Here is a 17,566-nt window from a genome sequence, read left to right as displayed (position 1 = left end):
CGGGTTCCGGGCGTGGAGTTGGCAGATCGGTGGTGTTCCGATCTGTCAATGAAACAGACGGAATTCGTATGAGCAGTTGATGGTCGAAGGTCGATAGGTGATGGAGGATGGGGAAGGGAACGCGTAAACGTCCCCTCCCCCATCACCTTTCAACCATCACCTTTTACCCATCACCCTGCCCCCGTCATCCTTCCCGACCGCTCTGCCGGGGTTCGATGCGCATGGGCAGCCCGCCGCGGGGCCGGAGGCTGACGGCGGGTTCCAGGCGCAGGGGGCGCAGGGGCGTGAACCGGAACTGCCCCGCCAGGTGCGCCAGGGCGACGGCGGCTTCCAGGCGTGCGAATTCCCGCCCGATGCAGATGCGTCCGCCGCCCCCGAAGGGGAAGTACGCGTACTTCGGCAGGCGGGCCTCCAGGCCGTCCAGCCAGCGTTCCGGGCGGAACTCGTCGGGGTGCTCGAAGAAACGCGGGTCGCGCTGCGTCACCCAGTGGTTGATGACGAACAGCGTGCCGGGCGGGGCGACGTACCCGCCGACCGTGACCTCCTGCCGCGCCTCGCGCTGCGTACTCCAGGCCGCCGGGTAGAGGCGCAGCGTCTCCTTGATCACGGCGTCCAGGAACGGCAGGCTCCGCAGGTCGTCCAGTCCGGGCGGACGGCCGTCCAGGCGGGTCAGTTCCTCCTGCAGGCGCGCGTCGGCGTCCGGGTGGGTGGCGAGCAGGTACAGCGCGAACGTCAGGGTGCTGGCGGTCGTGTCGTGCCCGGCCAGCAGGATGTTCTTCACCTCGTCGAGCAGCTGCGCGTCGGTCATGGGCTGACCCTGGTCGTCGCGCGCGGCGAGGAGCATGTCGAGCAGGTCGTCGTGCGTGCCGCCCTGCTGGCGGCGCGCGGCGATCAGTTCCCGCATGACGTCGTCCAGGCCGTTGCTGCCACGCCGGAACAGGCGCCGGGCGGGGGTGGGCACGCCGGGCGGCAGGGGCACGCCGAAGTCCCGGTTGAAGCCGGTCAGGGCCTGGTCCAGCGCGTGGGAGATCCGCTCGACCTGCGCGCTGTTCTCGGGGAGGCCCATGACGCTGCGCATCACGATCCGCAGGGTCATGCCGGACAGGTCGGCGCTCACGTCCCGCTCGCCGCCCGCCGCCCAGTCCCGCGTCAGGGCCTGCACCTGGGTCTGCATGACCTTCAGGTACCCCTGGATGCGGGCGCCGTGGAAGGCGGGCTGCGCGAGGCGACGCTGCCGCAGCCAGAAGTCCCCCTCGGAGATCAGCAGGCCGCGCCCCAGCAGGCGGGTCAGCAGGGGGTTGCGCCACAGGCCCTTGTCGAACAGGCGGCCGGTCTGAAGGTGCAGCGTCTCGATGTCGCCGGGGTGCCCGACCACCCACACGTCCTGGGCGCCCAGGCGGACGCGGACGACGTCGCCGTGGTCGCGGGTCATGCGGGTCATGAAGCCCAGCACGTCGCGCATCAGGGCGGGGGCGTGGCCCAGCAGGGGCAGGCCTGCGGGGCGGGGCGGCTGGGCCTCGGGGGCGGCGGTCATGTGCGGAGTGTACCGGTCGGGCTGGAGGCCGCAGGTGGTGCCGGGGGTCTGCCTTGAGGGAAATCTCAGACTTGAGCGCATAACACTCAAGTCTATTGACACCCAGCAACTGTGGGCCTATGCTGTATGGCGATCAGAACTGCTGCCCGCGCGGCAGCAAATCCCCATCCCCACAGGAGTCAACATGCCCAAAGCAGTCGGAATTGACCTCGGTACCACCAACTCTGTGATCTCCGTCATGGAAGGCGGCCGCCCCGAAGTGATCGTGAACGCCGAAGGCGCCCGCACCACCCCCAGCGTCGTCGCGTACAAGGGCGACGAGCGCCTCGTCGGGCAGATCGCCCGCCGTCAGGCCGCCCTGAACCCCGCCGCCACGCTGTTCGAAGTCAAACGCTTCATCGGCCGCCGCTGGGACGAAGTGAAGATGGAAGCTGAACGCAGCCCCTTCACCGTGAAAGAAGGCCCCGGCGGCAGCGTGCGCATCGAAGTGAACGGCCAGGACCTCGCCCCCGAGCAGGTCAGCGCCGAGGTGCTGCGCAAACTCGTGAACGACGCTTCTGCCAAGCTGGGCGAGAAGATCCGCGACGTGGTCATCACCGTGCCCGCGTACTTCGACAACAGCCAGCGCGAGGCCACCAAGCAGGCCGGTGAGATCGCGGGCCTGAACGTCCTGCGCGTCATCAACGAACCCACCGCCGCCGCGCTCGCCTACGGCCTGGAACGCAAGGGCAACGAGACCGTGCTGGTCTTCGACCTGGGGGGCGGCACCTTCGACGTGACCATCCTCGAACTGGGCGACGGCGTGTTCGAAGTGAAATCCACCAGCGGCGACACCCACCTGGGCGGCGCGGACTTCGACCAGCGCATCGTCGACTGGCTCGCGGGCGAGTTCCAGAAGGACAACAACTTCGACCTGCGCAAGGACAAGCAGGCCCTGCAGCGCCTGATCGAAGCGGCCGAGAAGGCCAAGATCGAACTCAGCAACGCCTCCGAGACCTCGATCAGCCTGCCGTTCATCACCTTCGACCCCGAGACCCGCACGCCCATGCACCTCGAGCGCACCCTCAGCCGCGCCAAGTTCGAGGAACTCACCAGCGACCTGCTGCGCCGCGTGCGCAAGCCCGTCGAGCAGGCCCTCGCGGACGCCAAGCTGGACGCCAGCAAGATCGACGAAGTGATCCTGGTGGGCGGCAGCACCCGCATCCCCGCCGTGAAACGCATCGTGCAGGACATCATCGGCAAGACCCCCAACGAGTCCGTGAACCCCGACGAGGCCGTCGCGCTCGGCGCCGCCGTGCAGGCCGGGATCATCCAAGGCGACAGCAGCCTGGGCGATATCGTGCTGGTGGACGTGACCCCGCTGACGCTGGGCGTGGAGGTCAAGGGCGGCATGATCGCCCCGATGATCACCCGCAACACCACCGTGCCCGCCAAGAAGACCGAGATCTACACCACCGCCGAGAACAACCAGCCCGGCGTGGAGATCAACGTCCTCCAGGGTGAACGCCCCATGGCGAACGACAACAAGAGCCTGGGCCGCTTCAAACTGGAAGGCATCCCGCCCATGCGCGCCGGACAGCCCCAGATCGAGGTGACCTTCGACATCGACGCCAACGGCATCCTGCACGTCACCGCCAAGGAGAAGACCAGCGGCAAGGAAGCCAGCATCCGCATCGAGAACACCACCACCCTCGACAAGAGCGACGTGGAACGCATGGTGCAGGAAGCCGAGCAGAACGCCGCCGCCGACAAGCAGCGCCGCGAGAAGGTCGAAAAGCGCAACAACCTCGACAGCCTGCGCGTCCAGGCCCTCGGCCAGATCGAGGAGAACGAGGGTGCCGCTCAGGACGCCAAGGACAAGCTCAGGGCCGCCGCCGACGAGGCCGAGGAAGCCGTCCGCAGCGACGACGACACCCGCATCGACGCCGCGCAGAAGAAGCTGGAAGAGGAACTCCGCACCTTCATGACCGCCGCGCAGGCGCAGGGTCAGGACGGCGCCGCGCAGGGCCAGCCCCAGGCGAAAGCCGACGACGACGTGATCGACGCGGACTTCAAACCCGCCGAATAACCGCGCGTCCTCCACGAACAGCACACACCCCAGGGGAGAGGACGGCCAGCGCGCCGCCTCTCCCCTGCCCCACAGACACGGCGGATCGGTGCTGTTCCGTGGACAGCCCGGAATCCGCATGACTCCGACTCGCATCCGCTCGGGCTGAGCGGTTCTCCCAACCTTCACCCGGAGTGAGACTAAGCTGGAACGAATGTTCCGTAAGAGAGGCCCCAAGATGACCGACGACCAGCACAAACCCACCGACACCGCCCCCACCGACACCACCGAAGCCACCGCCAAGACCGTCACGGAGGACGGCCTGGACATCCCCGACACCGAGGCCGACAACATGGCCGAGGACGCCGAGACCGCCTTCCCCGGCATGGACGGCCTGGACGAGGGGATGCTCGGGCAGGTGCAGGAGATGATGGCGAAACTGGAACGCGCCGACGAACTGGAGAAGGAGAACGCCGACCTGAAGAACCGCCTGGCGCGGCTGGCGACTGACTTCGACAGCTACCGCCGCCGCACCCAGGAGGACGTGAACGCCGCGCAGGGCCAGGGGGTCAGCAAGGCCGCCGAGGCGCTGATGCCCGTGTACGACGACATGGACCGCGCCGTGACCATGGGCGCCGCCGATCCCGCCAAGCTGATTCCCGGCATGCAGGCCGTGCAGGGCAAGATCCTGGGCGTGTTCGCGGGCCTGGGCCTGGAAGCGACCGGCAAGGAAGGCGAGGCCTTCGACCCGCAGTGGCACGAGGCGCTGCAGGTCGTGCCGGGCGACGAGGACGACGTGATCGTTCAGGTGTACCAGCTGGGCTTCCGCATGGGCGACCGTCTCGTGCGCCCCGCCCGCGTCGTCGTCAGCCGGAAGGGTTGAAGGGGGAACGTTGATGGTTGATGGAGAGAAAGGCCTGCCGCGTCAGTCATCAACGGCCCGCGATCCTTTACATGGCGTGACGCTGGAACGCGTCGTGACGCACCTCCAGGCCGAGTACGGTTGGGACGAGCTGGCGCGGCGCATTCCGGTGAAGTGCTTTCAGAGCAACCCCAGCGTGACGAGCAGTCTGAAGCTGCTGCGCAAGGAAGGCTGGGCGCGCGAGCAGGTGGAGGGCGAGTACGTGCGGCTCGTGCACCGCGAGAACGCCAACCCGCTGATCGAGGCGCTCAAGACCGGCACCCTGACGGACGACGTGCAGGCCCCAAGTCAGACGAAGACGCACGAGGCGCTGGGCTGGGCGCTGCGGCACGGCGTGGCGGAGGCGGACCTGCTGGCCTTGCTGGGCCGCATTCACGATGTGAACTTCTGGCCGGGCACCTCGACGCTGCCGCTGCTGAACCTCGCCATCGATCGGGACGCGCCGCCCACCTTCGTCCGGGCGCTGCTCCAGGCGGGCGCGCTGCCGGACGACCCGCGTTACTGGCTGCCGCTGCTGCACAGCGTGGACGTGGAAGGACAGGCGTACAAGGATGGGCGCCGCGCGCCGCGCACGGACGTGCTGGACCTGCTCGTGGCGCGCGGCGCGCAGCCGGGGCAGGCGGACCGGCGCGGCGTGACCGCCCGCGAGATCGCCACGGCGTACGGGCTGCGGGTGGTGCTCAACCGCCTGGAACAGCTGGGCGCCTAGAGACGTAACGATCAGGGACGTAACGGGGAACGGAGGGGAGTCATGGCGTACAAGGACTACTACGACGTGCTGGGCGTGTCGCGCGGCGCGTCCGACGCGGACATCAAGAGTGCGTACCGCAAACTGGCCAAGCAGTACCACCCGGACAAGAACGCCGGGGACGAGAAGGCCGCCGAGCGGTTCAAGGAGATCGGCGAGGCCTACGCGGTCCTCAGCGACCCGGAAAAACGCAAGGTGTTCGACCAGTTCGGGCACACCGGGCAGGTGCCCCCCGGCTACCAGGGCGGCGGGTTCCAGGGTGGGGACTTCGCGGGCTTCGACGGGTCGCAGTTCAGCGACTTCTTCCAGGGGCTGTTCGGCGGGGCCGGGCGTCGGGGCGGCGCGGGCTTCCAGGGGGGCGCGCAGGTGAACCTCGAGGATCTGCTCGGCGGCGGCCTGGGCGGCGCGGGGCAGAGTCGCCGCTTCGTGCAGAACGTGGAGGGTGAGCTGCAGGTCACGCTGGAGGAGGCCTTCAGCGGCTCCGACGAGGTCATCAACGTGGACGGCAAGCGCCTGAGCCTGCGCGTCCCGGCGGGCACGCGCGACGGCGCGCGGCTGCGGCTGGCCGGGCAGGGGCCGGGCGGCGGGGACGTGCTGCTGACCATCCGCGTGCTGGAGGACGCCCGCTTCGATCTGGACGGCGACCACCTGACCACCAGCGTGGACGTGCCTGCGCCCGTCGCGGCGCTGGGCGGGGACGTGACCGTGCAGACCCTGAGTGGCAAAGGGAACCTGAGCGTGCCCCCCGGCAGCAGCGGTGGGCGGCGTATGCGTCTGCGCGGGCAGGGCTGGCCGAAGAAGGACGGCACGCGCGGCGACCTGTACGTGCGCCTGAACGTCACCGTGCCTGCCACCCTGAGTGACGAGCAGAAGGAGCTGTACCGCAAACTGCGCGACCTCGGGTAACACCACCAGTGAAACGCCCCCGACCAGATCGGCGGGGGCGTTTCTGTTGCGGCTTTACTTCCCGGTCTGATCGATCAGCTCCTCGCTGAGGGTCCACAGGCGGCGGGCGCTGTCCGCGTCGAGCGCGTGGGGTTTGTACCCGAACAGCGGGTTGGGGCTGGCCTCGTCCAGCGGGGTGCTCTGCTGGAGGTCCTCAAGGAACAGGCCGCCCACGCCGTCCAGTTCGGGCGCGGTGGCCGCCCAGACGCTGGTGCTGGCGCCCTGCGCGGGGGTCTTGAAGGCGGGGTTGGGCACGCCATTCTCGTCCACCCAGCCGCGCCGCTGCGCCTCGCCTTCGGGCATGTGCTTCTGCAGCCCGGTCATGATCCCGCCGGGGTGGACGGCGTTCGCGGTGACGCCCTGGTCGGCGTAGCGGCGGTTGAGTTCCACGGCGAACAGGGCGTTGGCGGTCTTGCTCTGCCCGTACGCCTGCCAGGGCTCGTACGGGGTGCTCTGGAAGTTCGGGTCGTCCCAGCGGATGTCACTGATGCGGTGGCCGCTGCTGCTCAGCGACACCACGCGGGCGGGCGCGGCGGCCAGCAGGGCGGGCATCAGCAGCCGCGTGAACTGGAAGTGCCCCAGGTGGTTCGTGCCGAACTGGGTCTCGAAGCCGTCGGCAGTCTGGCCCTGCGGGGTGGCCATGACGCCCGCGTTGTTGATGAGCATCCTGATCTGTGGGGCGAGCACGAGGATCTCTCCGGCGGCCTGCCGGACCGACGCGAGTGAGGACAGGTCAAGGTGCAGCACGTGCACATCGCTGTTGCCGGTGGCCTGGGCGAGGTCACGGGCGACCTGCTGGCCGCGTGCGGTGTCGCGGACGGGCATGATCACGCGCGCCCCGGCGCTCAAGAGGGCGCGGACGGTCTCGACGCCCAGGCCGGAGGCGCCGCCGGTCACGACGGCGGTCTGCCCGTGCAGGTCGGTGTCCTTCAGGAGGTCGGCGGCGTCGGCGCGGGGGGCCAGTGGGCTCTTGATCGGGGTCATGGGGACACCGTAGTCCTTCGCGTGCGCTCGAAGTCAACACCAGGGTCACAGCATGGATGAACGCTCAAGAGGGGCGGCCCAGGACCAGCCCGGGCCGCCCCCTCTGCCTCAATTCAGATCGTGGGCTGGCTGATGCCCTGAAGCGCCTTCTCGTCCGCGCCGCCACTGGTGCGCGTGGCGAGGTCCGCGAGGCTCACGATCCCCACGACCTTCGCGCCGTCCGTGACGGGCAGGCGGCGCAACTGGCGGTCCGCCATGGCCTTCGCGGCGTCCTGCACGCTGGCGCCCGCGTCCATGGTGAACACGCTGCCGGTGGCGTAATCGGTCGCGGCGCTGCCCAGGTCGTGCCCGTACGCCACGGCGCGAATGACGATGTCCCGGTCGGTGATGATGCCGCTCAGCGTGTCGCCGTCTATGATCAGCACGTTGCCGATGTCCTGCTCGCGCATCAGCGTGGCGACCTCCTTCAGGGTGGCGCGGGGGTCGGTGGTGGTCAGGTCGGTGGTCATGATGTCGCGCAGGGTGGTCATGCCCTGACCGTACCGCCCGGCCCCGCGGGCTGCATGGGAGCTTCCCCAAGCCGGGCAGGGAAAGCCTTGAGGCAACGAACAGGGCCGCCCACGCAGGTGCGCCGGCGGCCCGGAAGAGGTGCGATTACTTCATCAGCCAGTCGAAGGCGGTCTTCATCAGCATGTTGCGGCTGTTGGGCGTCAGGCCTTCCATCCCGAAGCCCATGGTGACGGTGCGGTACTTCCCGGCGTCGTTCGCGACGATCGCCCCGGCGTTCTCACCGGCGGACTGGGCGCTGACGCGCGGGCGGTTCTGCCCCTGCGCCTGGGTGTTCCCGCCGAAGATCTGGCCCAGGACGGTGTTCACGACGCTGGCGGCCAGCTGCTCGACCAGCCCGCGGGGTTCCTTGACCTTCTGCGCGGCGCGGTTCCTGTTGGGGTCCACGCGGATGCTCTGCGCGGTGATCGTCCCGGCGGTCGCGTTGGCGGTGCCCCACGAGGCGACCACGCTGCTGCCGCCCTGGTCGGCGATCACGTCGGGGTAATACTGGTTGGCGGCGCTGCCCTGGGCGTTCAGGGTGAAGGCGGTGTTGCCGAAGGCGCCGCGCGTCACGAATTTCGCCTGGCCGCTGCTGTCCGCCACGAAGCGCGTCTTCAGGATGCCGGTGTAGAAGGCACTCGTGCCGATGTCGTAGCCGATGTCCTGACCGGTGATGAGCAGGTTGCCGCCGCCCGCCACGTACTGCTGCAGGGTGTTCTGGTCGGCGGGGGTGATGGTGTTCTGGTACTGCTCGCCGGTCGCCCACACGACGATGTCCGCGCGCCTGAGTTCACTCAGCGGCACCTGGCCCTGGCTCTGGGTGTTCCACACGAACGCCCCGCCGGTCGCGGCGTTGGCCTTGATGGCGTCGCGCAGCGCGGCCGTCACGTCCGGTCCCTGGCCCATGTCGTCATCCACGAGCATGACGGTGGGTTTCTTGCCAGTGCTGGGTGCGGGCGCAGGAGTCGGGGCAGGGGCCGGGGTGGGCGCGGGCGTGCCGGGGCGGTCCTTGATGAAACAGCCCTTCTTCAGGCCGGGGGCGGGGTCGCGGCCCCACTCGGCGACCGTGCAGTTGAAGCCGTCCGTGCCGACGCCCGTCAGGTACTTCCCGGCGGTGCCGAAGGCGGCGTCCTTCTGCCCGCTGAAGTTGCACTTGCTGCCTTCCAGCGCGCACAGGCTGTACCCGGCCGGACCGGTCGGCGCCGGAGCGGGCGTGGGAGCGGGGGCCGGAGTAGGCGCTGGGGTGGGCGTGGGCGTCGGGGCGGGGGTCGGTGCCGGGGTCGGTGCCGGGGTGGGGGCAGGCGTGGGGGCCGGGGTCGGTGCTGGCGTCGGGGCGGGGGTCGGTGCAGGGGCTGGTGCAGGGGCCGGAGCACTCACGTTGACACCCAGCTTGCCCATCGCGCCGGGCACGCTGATCAGGCCGAAGCCGACGTTGTTGTTCTTGCTGCCCGCGTTGCTGGCGCTGGTGTACAGCGCGTTCTTCACGGCGTCCACGCTGGTGCCGGGTTTCGCCGAGAGCATCAGTGCCACCGCACCCGCCGCGATCGGGCTGGCCTGCGAGGACCCGCTCAGCGCGCCGTACTTCGCACCGGGGAAGGCGCTGGTGATCTCCACGCCCGGCGCGGCGATGTCGGGCTTCACGAACACGCCCTTGATGATGCTGTTCCAGTTCACGGGACCGCGGCTGCTGAAGCTGGCCACCTGTCCGTCCTGGCCCACGGCGCCCACGCCGATCGCATCGGGCAGGTTGCCGGGGCTGCCGGTGCTGGCCGAGGTCGGCCCGAAGTTCCCGATGGCGAACACCGGCACCACGCCCGCCTTGAGCATGTTCTGCACCGGCACGATGAACTCGTCGTACGTGCCGGGAATGCCCAGGCTCATGTTCACGACGTCGGCGCCGTCGTCGGTGTCGGCGTTGTTGTCCGGGTCCAGCACATACTGCATGCCCGCGATGACCTGCGCGAAGGTGCCCTCGTTGTTCGGGAGGACCAGCGCGCTGATGACCTTGGCGCTGGGCGCCACGCCCACAGTGTCGCCGACCAGCAGGCCCGCCGTGTGCGTGCCGTGGTTGGTGGTGTCGCGCGCGGCGGCGTTCGGGACGCGGTCCCCGTCCGCGTTGAACTCCGCGAACGCGGCGACCTTGCCGTTCAGCTGGGGGTGGCTGGCGTCGATGCCGCTGTCCAGGTGCCCGATCTTGATGCCCTGGCCCTTGAACCCGGCGGCCCACGCCTGCGGCGCGCCGATCTTCGCGAGGTGCCACGCCTCGCCGGGCGCGGCGGCGGCGGCGCTCAGGGCGACGGCCCGCTGCGGCTTGGGAATCTGCACCTTGAAGTTCTCGAACACGTCACTGACGAAGGGCAGCAGGGCCAGGGCCCGAGCCTGCACGGGCGTCATGGGCAGGTAGATGCTCTGATCGAGCCACAGCTGGGTGGCCTGACCGCTCTTGAGGGCCTGATTGATGAATCCGGCGGATGGTCCCAGCGCGGCGAGTTTGCTGTTCAGCTGCGCCCGGAGGTTCTTGAACTGCGCGCGTCCCCGCGCGTCGTTGGCGAACTGGAAGCGCACGATGACGCCGACCTTGGTCTGGTCGCCCTTCTGGGCGCGTTGCAGCAGACCGGGGGAGATCCGGCCCGCTTCTGCCTGGCTCAGGCCGCCCAGGGTCAGGGCCGCGCCAAGCATCAAGAGGTTTCGCTTCTTCATGAGGCCCAGCGTAGGCGGTCGCGCGTGACGGCCCCTGAATGGAACGTGAGGACACCTTGACGTCCGGTCAGGCGCTCATCAGGCGGGCGTGCAGGAACCGCCCCCCGCCGGTCCAGCGGTGGACGTCCGCGGGCACGGCCATACGCGGGCGGTTCAGCGGGTGTACTCGACGATCAGTTCGCGGTCGAAGTCGTCCACCCGGCGGTCGATCATGCTCTTGCGCCGGTAGCTGAGCACGACCCGGCCGCTGCTCAGGTGCAGGAGGTTCAGGGTGCCGCGAACGCCGTTGCCGATCTGGGCGTTGTTGCCGTTCATGAGCCACTGGAAGCCGCTGCGGACCAGCAGGCCGCGTTCCGGGTCGTCATTGGCGGGAACCGCGACCGGGCGGGCGCTGAAGCCCTCGGGGCCGCGCATCTCGCCGGTTTTCAGGTCGATGCTGACGCCCTTCAGGACGCCGTTCATGTACGGGCCGTCACTGAAGGTGACGCGGCTGCTATCCCGACTGACGTTCAGGCGGAAGGTCTTGCCGGTGGAGGCCAGGGTACTCTGGAAGACGATGTAGCGCTTGAATTCCTCGGGGCTGACGTTCAGGCGCTTGTCGTAAGTGGGGGCGACGCCGCGCGCGGCGGACGCGGTGACCTGCCGCAGCGCCTCGCGGTCCCCGCCGGCGCTGGCGACGACCAGTTCAAGCGCGACGGTGGAGATACTGGGGCGCCGCTCGAGCAGCGTGACGGTCTGCCCGGTCTGCGGGAGCAGCGCGGCGATCTTCGACTGCCATCCGCTGGGCAGGAGGGGAGGGGTGACACTGGCGACGCTGGCGGCGGCACCCAGTGCGCCCAGCGTGACCATGACCCATGTGGTGTACCCCGCCGCTCTCATTCAACGTGAGGATAGAGCGGCAGGGTGAGAGTTTCCCGCTGTCACGCGGGCCGAAGATGAATGCGGCGGTCAGCCCCGGATCAGCCGACCGGAGCGGACCGCACGCGTGTGGACCGTGAACGGAGTGGTCGGTCAGGCCTTGCCGACGCTGCCGAGCACGCGCATCTTGTGCTCGATGACCTGGCTCATGACGTCTCTCGCCGGGCCGAAGATCTTGCGGGGGTCGAATTCCTTGGGGTTGGCCATGAGGGCCTCGCGGATGCCGACGGTGCTGGCGAGGCGCAGGTCAGTGTCCACGTTGACCTTGGCGATGCCGAACTGCGTGGCGCGCTGCAGGTCCTCGTCGGCGATCCCGGCGGCCTCACCGATCTGCCCGCCGGCGGCGCGGAAGCGCTCGACGATCTCCTGCGGCACGCCGCTGCTGCCGTGCGCGACGAGGGGAATGCCGGTGAGGCTGGCGATCTTCTCGATGCGGGCGTGGTCGATGTAGGGGCGGCCCTTGCCCTTGAACGCGCCGTGGCTGGTGCCGATGGCGATGGCGAGGTAATCGGTGCCGGTCTGCTCGATGAACTGCACGGCTTCCTCGGGGTCGGTCAGGAAGGCGTCCTTCTCGTCCACGACGATGTGTTCCTCGATGCCACCCAGGCGGCCGAGTTCGCTTTCCACGCTGATGCCCATGGCGTGCGCGGCTTCCACGACTCGTTTCGTTTCCTTGACGTTCTCGTCGAAGGAGTGGTGGGAGGCGTCGATCATGACGCTGGTGAAGCCCATCTTGATGGCCTTCAGCGCGCTCTCGTACGAGCTGCCGTGGTCGAGGTGCAGCGCGACGGGCACGGTGGCCCGCTTGGCGAGGTCGATGACGATGTTGGCGAGGTCCTGGCCGCCGTACTTGATGGCGCCCTCGCTCATCTGCACCATGACGGGGCTGCGCAACCGCTCGGCGGTGTGGATGATCGCCTGGGTGATCTCCATGTTGTTGGTGTTGAACGAACCGACGCCGTACTGGCCAGCGCGGGCGGGAATCAGGATGTCGTTACCGGTGACGAGCATGTGAATACCTCCTTGAGCGTCCCCACTCTACCCGGAGTGACCGTGATCACACTCGGGGGCCGTCCACATGACTGGGCCGCGCGGGGTAGACAGGGGACTACCATGCGGGCATGACCACCCCCTCCCCCGCCCCGCTGGCCTTCGATCTGGACGGCACGCTGTCGCGCCGCGCGCAGAGCATGACGGCCAGCGCCATCCGCGAGATCCTGAAGGTCACGCAGCAGCCGGACGTGATCAGTTTCGCCGGGGGCCTGCCCGCGCCGGAGCTGTTCCCGCTGGACGAGGTGCGCGCCGCGAGCAACCGCGTGCTGGACGTGTACGGCCCGGCGGCGCTGCAGTACTCGACGACCGAGGGCCACGCGCCGCTGCGCGAGTGGATCGGCGCGCAGGCGGGCATCCCGGCGCGGAACGTGCAGATCGTGACGGGCAGCCAGCAGGGCCTGGACCTGCTGGGCAAGGTGCTGATCGACGAGGGGGACGTGGTGCTCGTGGAGGCCCCCACGTACCTGGGCGCGCTGCAGTCCTTCCAGCCGTACCTGCCCAGGTACGTGCAGGTCCCCACCGACGACGGTGGCATCGACGTGGACGCGCTGGAGGAGGTGTTGAAGACCACGCGCGCGAAGCTGCTGTACGCCGTGCCGAACTTCCAGAACCCCACCGGCCGCACCCTGAGCGCCGAGCGCCGCCGCCGCCTCGTGGAACTCACGGCGCAGCACGGCGTCCTGCTCATCGAGGACGACCCGTACGGGCAGCTGCGCTTCACGGGCGAGGCCGCCCCCAGCCTCTACAGCCTGGGCCTGGACCTGCACGGCGACGCGGACCGCAACCACGTCATCTACTCCAGTTCGTTTTCCAAGACGCTGGTGCCGGGCCTGCGCGACGCGTGGGTGCAGGCGGCCGCGCCGATCATCAATAAACTCATCCAGGCGAAGCAGGGCGCGGACCTGCACACGCCGACCTTCAACCAGATGATCATCTCGGAACTCGTGGACAGCGTGCTGCCGCGTCAGATCGAACGGGTGCGGCAGGCGTACGGCGAACGCGCCCGCCTGATGCTGGAGCGCATCCACGCGGACTTCCCGGCCGGGGTGCAGTCCACCACGCCCGAGGGCGGCATGTTCCTGTGGCTGACCCTTCCGCACGGCGTGGACACCCAGGCATTGCTGCCCCGCGCCGTACAGCGCAAGGTCGCGTACGTGCCCGGCAGTCCCTTCTATGCGCTGGGAGGCGGGGAGAACACCATGCGCCTCAGTTACAGCAACGCCACGCCCGAGCAGATCACGCGGGGCATCCACGCGCTGGGCGACACGCTGCGCGAGGCGCTGGCCGGGAGCTGAGCGTCCCGTATCATCAGGCGCGATGAGTGACGCACCGCTTGGCGTGTTCGACAGTGGCGTGGGCGGCCTGAGTGTCCTGGGGGACCTGCGGCGGGCGCTGCCGGGCGAGGACCTGCTGTACCTGGCGGACACGGCGCACGTGCCGTACGGCGCGCGGCCCGACGGGGAGATCCGTGACCTGACGGCGCGGGCGGTGTCGGCGCTGCACGCGCGGGGCGTGAAGGGTGTGGTGGTGGCGTGCAACACCGCGTCGGCGTTCAGCCTGGGCGACCTGCGTTCGCGCTTCGACATGCCGGTGATCGGGCTGGTCCCGGCGGTGAAACCGGCGGTCCTGGCGACCCGGTCGGGGGTGGTGGGCGTGCTGGCGACGCCGGGCACGATGCGCGGGACGCTGCTGGCGGACGTGATCCGCGAGTTCGCGGACCCGGCGGGCGTGCAGGTGCTGAAGGCCGTCAGTACGGAACTGGTTCCGCTGGTGGAGGCCGGGCAGGCGGAGTCCGCGCGGGCACGTGAGGTGCTGCGAGAGATCCTGACCCCGCTGGCAGAGGCCGGGGCGGATGGGCTGGTGCTGGGCTGCACGCACTACCCGTTCCTGGCGGGCAGCATCCGCGCGGAGTTCGGGGAGACGTTCACGCTGCTGGACAGTGGCGCGGCGGTCGCACGGCACACCCGGCGGGTGCTGGAGGAGCGCGGCCTTGCTGAGCGCACGCACCTCGGGCGGGACCGAGGCGTTCCTCGTGACGGGTGATCCCGCGCAGGCCGCGCCGGTCGTCACGGACCTCCTGTCCCGTGCGCTGGGGGCCGCGAACGTGCAGAATGAGGGGGAAATTCACCGGGCTCCGCCCAGAATCGAGCGCATACAGACATGACCCAGCCCATCCGCGAAGGCCGCGACCTCCTCACGCCCCGTCCCATCACCGTCAAGCGGGGCGTGAACCCGCACGCGCCCGGCAGCGCGCACCTGATCATGGGCCGCACCGAGATCCTCGCGACCGTGACCCTGGAAGAGAAGCCCGCGCCGCACATGCGCGGCAGCAAGGAGGGCTGGCTGACCGCCGAGTACTCCATGCTGCCCCGCGCCACCAACGACCGGCAGGCCCGCGAGCGGAATCTGCAGAACGGCCGCCGTCACGAGATCCAGCGGCTGCTGGGCCGCGCGCTGCGCGCCGGGATGGACTTGCGTCACTTCCGCAACCAGACGCTGTACGTGGACTGCGACGTGCTGGTCGCGGACGGCGGGACGCGCGTGGCGAGCATCCTGGCGGGGCACGCGGCGCTGCATGACTTCTGCGACCGCCTGATCCAGAAGGGCCGCCTGACCGACTGGCCCATCTCGCGCAACATCGGGGCGGTCAGCGTCGGACTGGTCGGCAGCGAGATCCGCGTGGACCTGGATTACGCCGAGGACAAGGTGGCCCGCGCGGACCTGAACGTGGTCGCCACGAGTGACGGCCTGATCGTCGAGGTGCAGGGCGGAGCGGAAGAAGGCGTCCTGACGCACGACGAGTACGTGGGGATGCTCGCCACCGGCACGCGCGCCGTGCAGGACATCATGGCCGACCTGACCCGGCAGCTGTCGGTCATCCAGGGCATGTAATAAGAACCCCGGTTGAAAGGTCTGCAAAATCTTTCAACCCGAGCGGATGCGACTCGCAGAGCTGCGCAGCAGAGAAGGAGAGAAACGGGTTCCGGGCGTGGAGTTGGCAACCCGGTGCAGTTGCGGGTTGTTAACGAAACAGACGGAATTCGTATGAGCCCACCTCCGCTTCACTGAAGGCTTGCCCAAGCGCGGGGGCGCGCGAGGGCCGGGCGTGCCTGCGCTAGACTCCGGGACAGTTCAAGGAGGGCAAGGCATGAGTGTGACGAGATTCATCGGGCGGGCGCTGCTCGCGAGCATCTTCATCAAGAACGGCCTGGATCACCTGCAGAACCCCGACCCGATCGTGCGCGCGGCGCGCGGCGCGGAGGTGCCGGAGCCCGAACTGGCCGTGAAGGTCAACAGTGGCGTGATGGTCGGCGCGGGCGCGCTGATGGCGGCCGGGTTGATGCCACGCGCGGCCAGCCTCGCCCTGGCGACCAGTCTGATTCCCACCACCGTGATCGGCCACCCCTTCTGGGACAAGCAGGGCAAGGAGCGGCAGCAGCAGCAGGCGCAGTTCCTGAAGAACCTCGCGCTGTTCGGTGCGCTCCTGATCGTCAGCAAGGAGTAGAAGGTTGAAAGGTGATGGTTGATAGACGGGAGCACCCTCTGTCAACCATCAACCGTTCACCATCACCCTCTACAGCACGCGGAGGCGGTAGAACACCCCGGCAACGGCCACGGCGAGCGCCACGGCGAGGCCGAGCACGATCCAGATGCCTTCCGGGTTGTCGTGGAAGGGCACGGGGACGTTCATGCCGAAGATGCTGGTCACCAGGGTCGGGATGGCGACCAGGATGGTCGTCACGGTCAGGACCTTCACGACCTGATTGACGTTGTTGCTGATGACGCTGGCGAACGCGCCCGCCATGCTGGTCAGGATGTTGCTGGCGATGGACGCCATCTCGATGGCCTGCAGGTTCTCGATCAGGACGTCGTCGAGCAGGTCGCTGTCCTCCTCGTACATCTCGAAGATGCGGTCGCGTTTGACGCGTTCCATCATGGCCTCGTTCGCCTTCAGGCCGGTCAGGAAGTACACGAGGCTCTTCTCGAGCTTCAGGAGGTTCAGCAGCTCGCGGTTCTGCTGGCTGTTCTCCAGTTTGTCCTCGATGGCGTCCACGCGCTTGTTGATCTGCCGCACGTCGATCAGGAACCGCTGGGCGTTGCGCAGGAACAGCTGCAGCGTCAGGCGGTTCTTCTTGACGGTGCTGACGCGGCGCACCAGGCCGCCCAGCACGTCCTTGATGACCGGGTTCTCCGGCAGGGCGCACACGGTCACGAGGCAGTGGTCGGTGTGCAGGATGCCCAGCGGGACGGTGTCGTAGGGGATGTCGCTGTCCTCGGGCAGGCGGTAGCTGGTCTGCATGATGATCAGCAGCTGCCCGTCCTCCCGTTCGAAGCGGGAGCGTTCGTCCGGGTCGAGCGGGTACGACAGGTAGTCGAGGTCCAGGCCGGTCTCGCGGGCGACCCGGGCGAGTTCTTCCGGGCTGGGGTCGGCGGCGTTGATCCAGCAGCCGTCGATGTACCCGTCAATCGTGTTCAGTTTGCCGCCGACGCTGCGGTAGTACGTCAGCATGCGCGGCCTTCAGGGTGGGGCATGGGGCGACCTCCGGGGATGGGTGGGGCGTGGTCAGAGGTCGACTGGGCGGTTCGCCGTCCAGGGTGTGGGGGTCTGGGGTCACGTCATCACCTCCTCGGGGGCCGCGCGCCCGTGTGGGGGCGCAGCGGGAGTCATGCTAGCCCCGCCGGGCCGGACGGGGCAAGGGGAGAACGCCCCTCCCCCACCGGCCGGGGTCGGTCACAGCGGCGGGCCGCCCGCCTGTGCGTGCTCGCGCGGGTGCGGTCAGTGGCGCTCGGCGAGCACCTCGATCTCCACGCGGACGTCGCGGGGCAATCGGGCGACCTGCACGGTGCTGCGCGCGGGGTACGGGGCGGGGAAGTGCGTCTCGTACACGGCGTTCATGGCGGCGAATTCGTTCATGTCGGCCAGGAACACCGTGGTCTTCACGACCCGCGCGAGGTCGGTCCCGGCGGCGGCCAGCACGGCCTTGAGGTTCGCGATGACCTGTTCGGTCTGCTCGGTGATGCCGCCCTCGACCAGGGTCCCGTCGGGCGTGAGGGGAATCTGGCCGCTGGTGACGACCAGATTGCCGAACACGGCAGCCTGGCTGTACGGGCCGATGGCGGCCGGGGCGTCGGGCGTCTGGATGATGTCTTTCATGCGGGCAGCAT

The 17,566-nt window shown here is 69.0% G+C and carries 16 protein-coding genes; 8 read left to right on the top strand and 8 right to left on the bottom strand.

All coding sequences use genetic code 11. The annotated features are described in order from the left end of the window. Positions 1-184 precede the first annotated feature (184 nt). Complete coding sequence (locus tag EXW95_RS12870; protein ID WP_174367777.1) at positions 185-1,534, bottom strand: cytochrome P450; 1,350 nt, start codon at positions 1,532-1,534, stop codon at positions 185-187. Between the two features lie 184 nt (positions 1,535-1,718). On the opposite strand from EXW95_RS12870, the gene dnaK reads away from it, so the two are divergent. The 4 genes from dnaK (at position 1,719) to EXW95_RS12850 (ending at position 6,157) form a co-directional block, all read left to right on the top strand. Further along, complete coding sequence (gene dnaK, locus EXW95_RS12865; protein WP_174367776.1) at positions 1,719-3,602, top strand: molecular chaperone DnaK; 1,884 nt, start codon at positions 1,719-1,721, stop codon at positions 3,600-3,602. Positions 3,603-3,795: 193 nt separating this feature from the next. Beyond that, on the top strand, positions 3,796-4,464 hold the full coding sequence (locus tag EXW95_RS12860; RefSeq protein ID WP_254605614.1) for a nucleotide exchange factor GrpE: 669 nt from the start codon (positions 3,796-3,798) through the stop codon (positions 4,462-4,464). A 13-nt stretch (positions 4,465-4,477) separates the two neighbouring features. Beyond that, the gene (locus tag EXW95_RS12855; protein WP_174367775.1) at positions 4,478-5,212 is read left to right on the top strand and encodes a VF530 family DNA-binding protein; all 735 of its coding nucleotides are present in this window, start codon (positions 4,478-4,480) and stop codon (positions 5,210-5,212) included. 42 nt (positions 5,213-5,254) lie between these two features. Continuing rightward, positions 5,255-6,157, top strand: a complete 903-nt coding sequence (locus EXW95_RS12850) for a DnaJ C-terminal domain-containing protein (RefSeq protein ID WP_174367774.1) — start codon at positions 5,255-5,257, stop codon at positions 6,155-6,157. 54 nt (positions 6,158-6,211) lie between these two features. Here EXW95_RS12850 and EXW95_RS12845 read toward each other — a convergent pair whose 3' ends face one another. The 5 genes from EXW95_RS12845 to fba all read right to left on the bottom strand — a co-directional run bounded on the left by EXW95_RS12845 (position 6,212) and on the right by fba (position 12,358). Beyond that, a complete protein-coding gene (locus tag EXW95_RS12845; RefSeq protein WP_174367773.1) occupies positions 6,212-7,180 on the bottom strand; it encodes an oxidoreductase in 969 nt (322 codons plus the stop codon). Positions 7,181-7,293: 113 nt separating this feature from the next. Further along, the gene (locus EXW95_RS12840; RefSeq protein ID WP_174367772.1) at positions 7,294-7,710 is read right to left on the bottom strand and encodes a CBS domain-containing protein; all 417 of its coding nucleotides are present in this window, start codon (positions 7,708-7,710) and stop codon (positions 7,294-7,296) included. Positions 7,711-7,834: 124 nt separating this feature from the next. Continuing rightward, entirely contained in the window at positions 7,835-10,429 is a 2,595-nt protein-coding gene (locus EXW95_RS12835; RefSeq protein WP_174367771.1) for a S8 family serine peptidase, read from the bottom strand. 153 nt (positions 10,430-10,582) lie between these two features. Beyond that, entirely contained in the window at positions 10,583-11,308 is a 726-nt protein-coding gene (locus EXW95_RS12830) for a hypothetical protein (protein ID WP_174367770.1), read from the bottom strand. Between the two features lie 132 nt (positions 11,309-11,440). Next, entirely contained in the window at positions 11,441-12,358 is a 918-nt protein-coding gene (gene fba / locus EXW95_RS12825; RefSeq protein ID WP_174367769.1) for a class II fructose-1,6-bisphosphate aldolase, read from the bottom strand. Between the two features lie 110 nt (positions 12,359-12,468). Between fba and EXW95_RS12820 the strand changes: the two genes are divergently transcribed. From EXW95_RS12820 to EXW95_RS12805, 4 genes are all read left to right on the top strand, one after another. Next, a complete protein-coding gene (locus tag EXW95_RS12820) occupies positions 12,469-13,695 on the top strand; it encodes a PLP-dependent aminotransferase family protein (protein ID WP_254605613.1) in 1,227 nt (408 codons plus the stop codon). Positions 13,696-13,717: 22 nt separating this feature from the next. Further along, positions 13,718-14,443 carry a glutamate racemase gene (gene murI, locus EXW95_RS12815; protein WP_254605611.1) on the top strand — a complete coding sequence of 242 codons (726 nt, stop codon included), beginning with the start codon at positions 13,718-13,720 and terminating at the stop codon, positions 14,441-14,443. 117 nt (positions 14,444-14,560) lie between these two features. Beyond that, on the top strand, positions 14,561-15,292 hold the full coding sequence (rph, locus tag EXW95_RS12810) for a ribonuclease PH (RefSeq protein WP_174367768.1): 732 nt from the start codon (positions 14,561-14,563) through the stop codon (positions 15,290-15,292). Between the two features lie 256 nt (positions 15,293-15,548). Beyond that, entirely contained in the window at positions 15,549-15,905 is a 357-nt protein-coding gene (locus EXW95_RS12805) for a DoxX family protein (protein WP_174367767.1), read from the top strand. Between the two features lie 69 nt (positions 15,906-15,974). Here EXW95_RS12805 and EXW95_RS12800 read toward each other — a convergent pair whose 3' ends face one another. Next, positions 15,975-16,910, bottom strand: a complete 936-nt coding sequence (locus EXW95_RS12800; RefSeq protein WP_174367766.1) for a magnesium transporter CorA family protein — start codon at positions 16,908-16,910, stop codon at positions 15,975-15,977. A gap of 267 nt (positions 16,911-17,177) precedes the next feature. Then, positions 17,178-17,555, bottom strand: a complete 378-nt coding sequence (locus EXW95_RS12795) for a RidA family protein (protein WP_174367765.1) — start codon at positions 17,553-17,555, stop codon at positions 17,178-17,180. Between the last annotated feature and the right edge of the window lie 11 nt (positions 17,556-17,566).

The sequence above is a fragment of the Deinococcus sp. JMULE3 genome (genome assembly GCF_013337115.1).
Classification (GTDB): domain Bacteria; phylum Deinococcota; class Deinococci; order Deinococcales; family Deinococcaceae; genus Deinococcus.
This window is presented reverse-complemented; position numbering and strand designations above follow the sequence as displayed.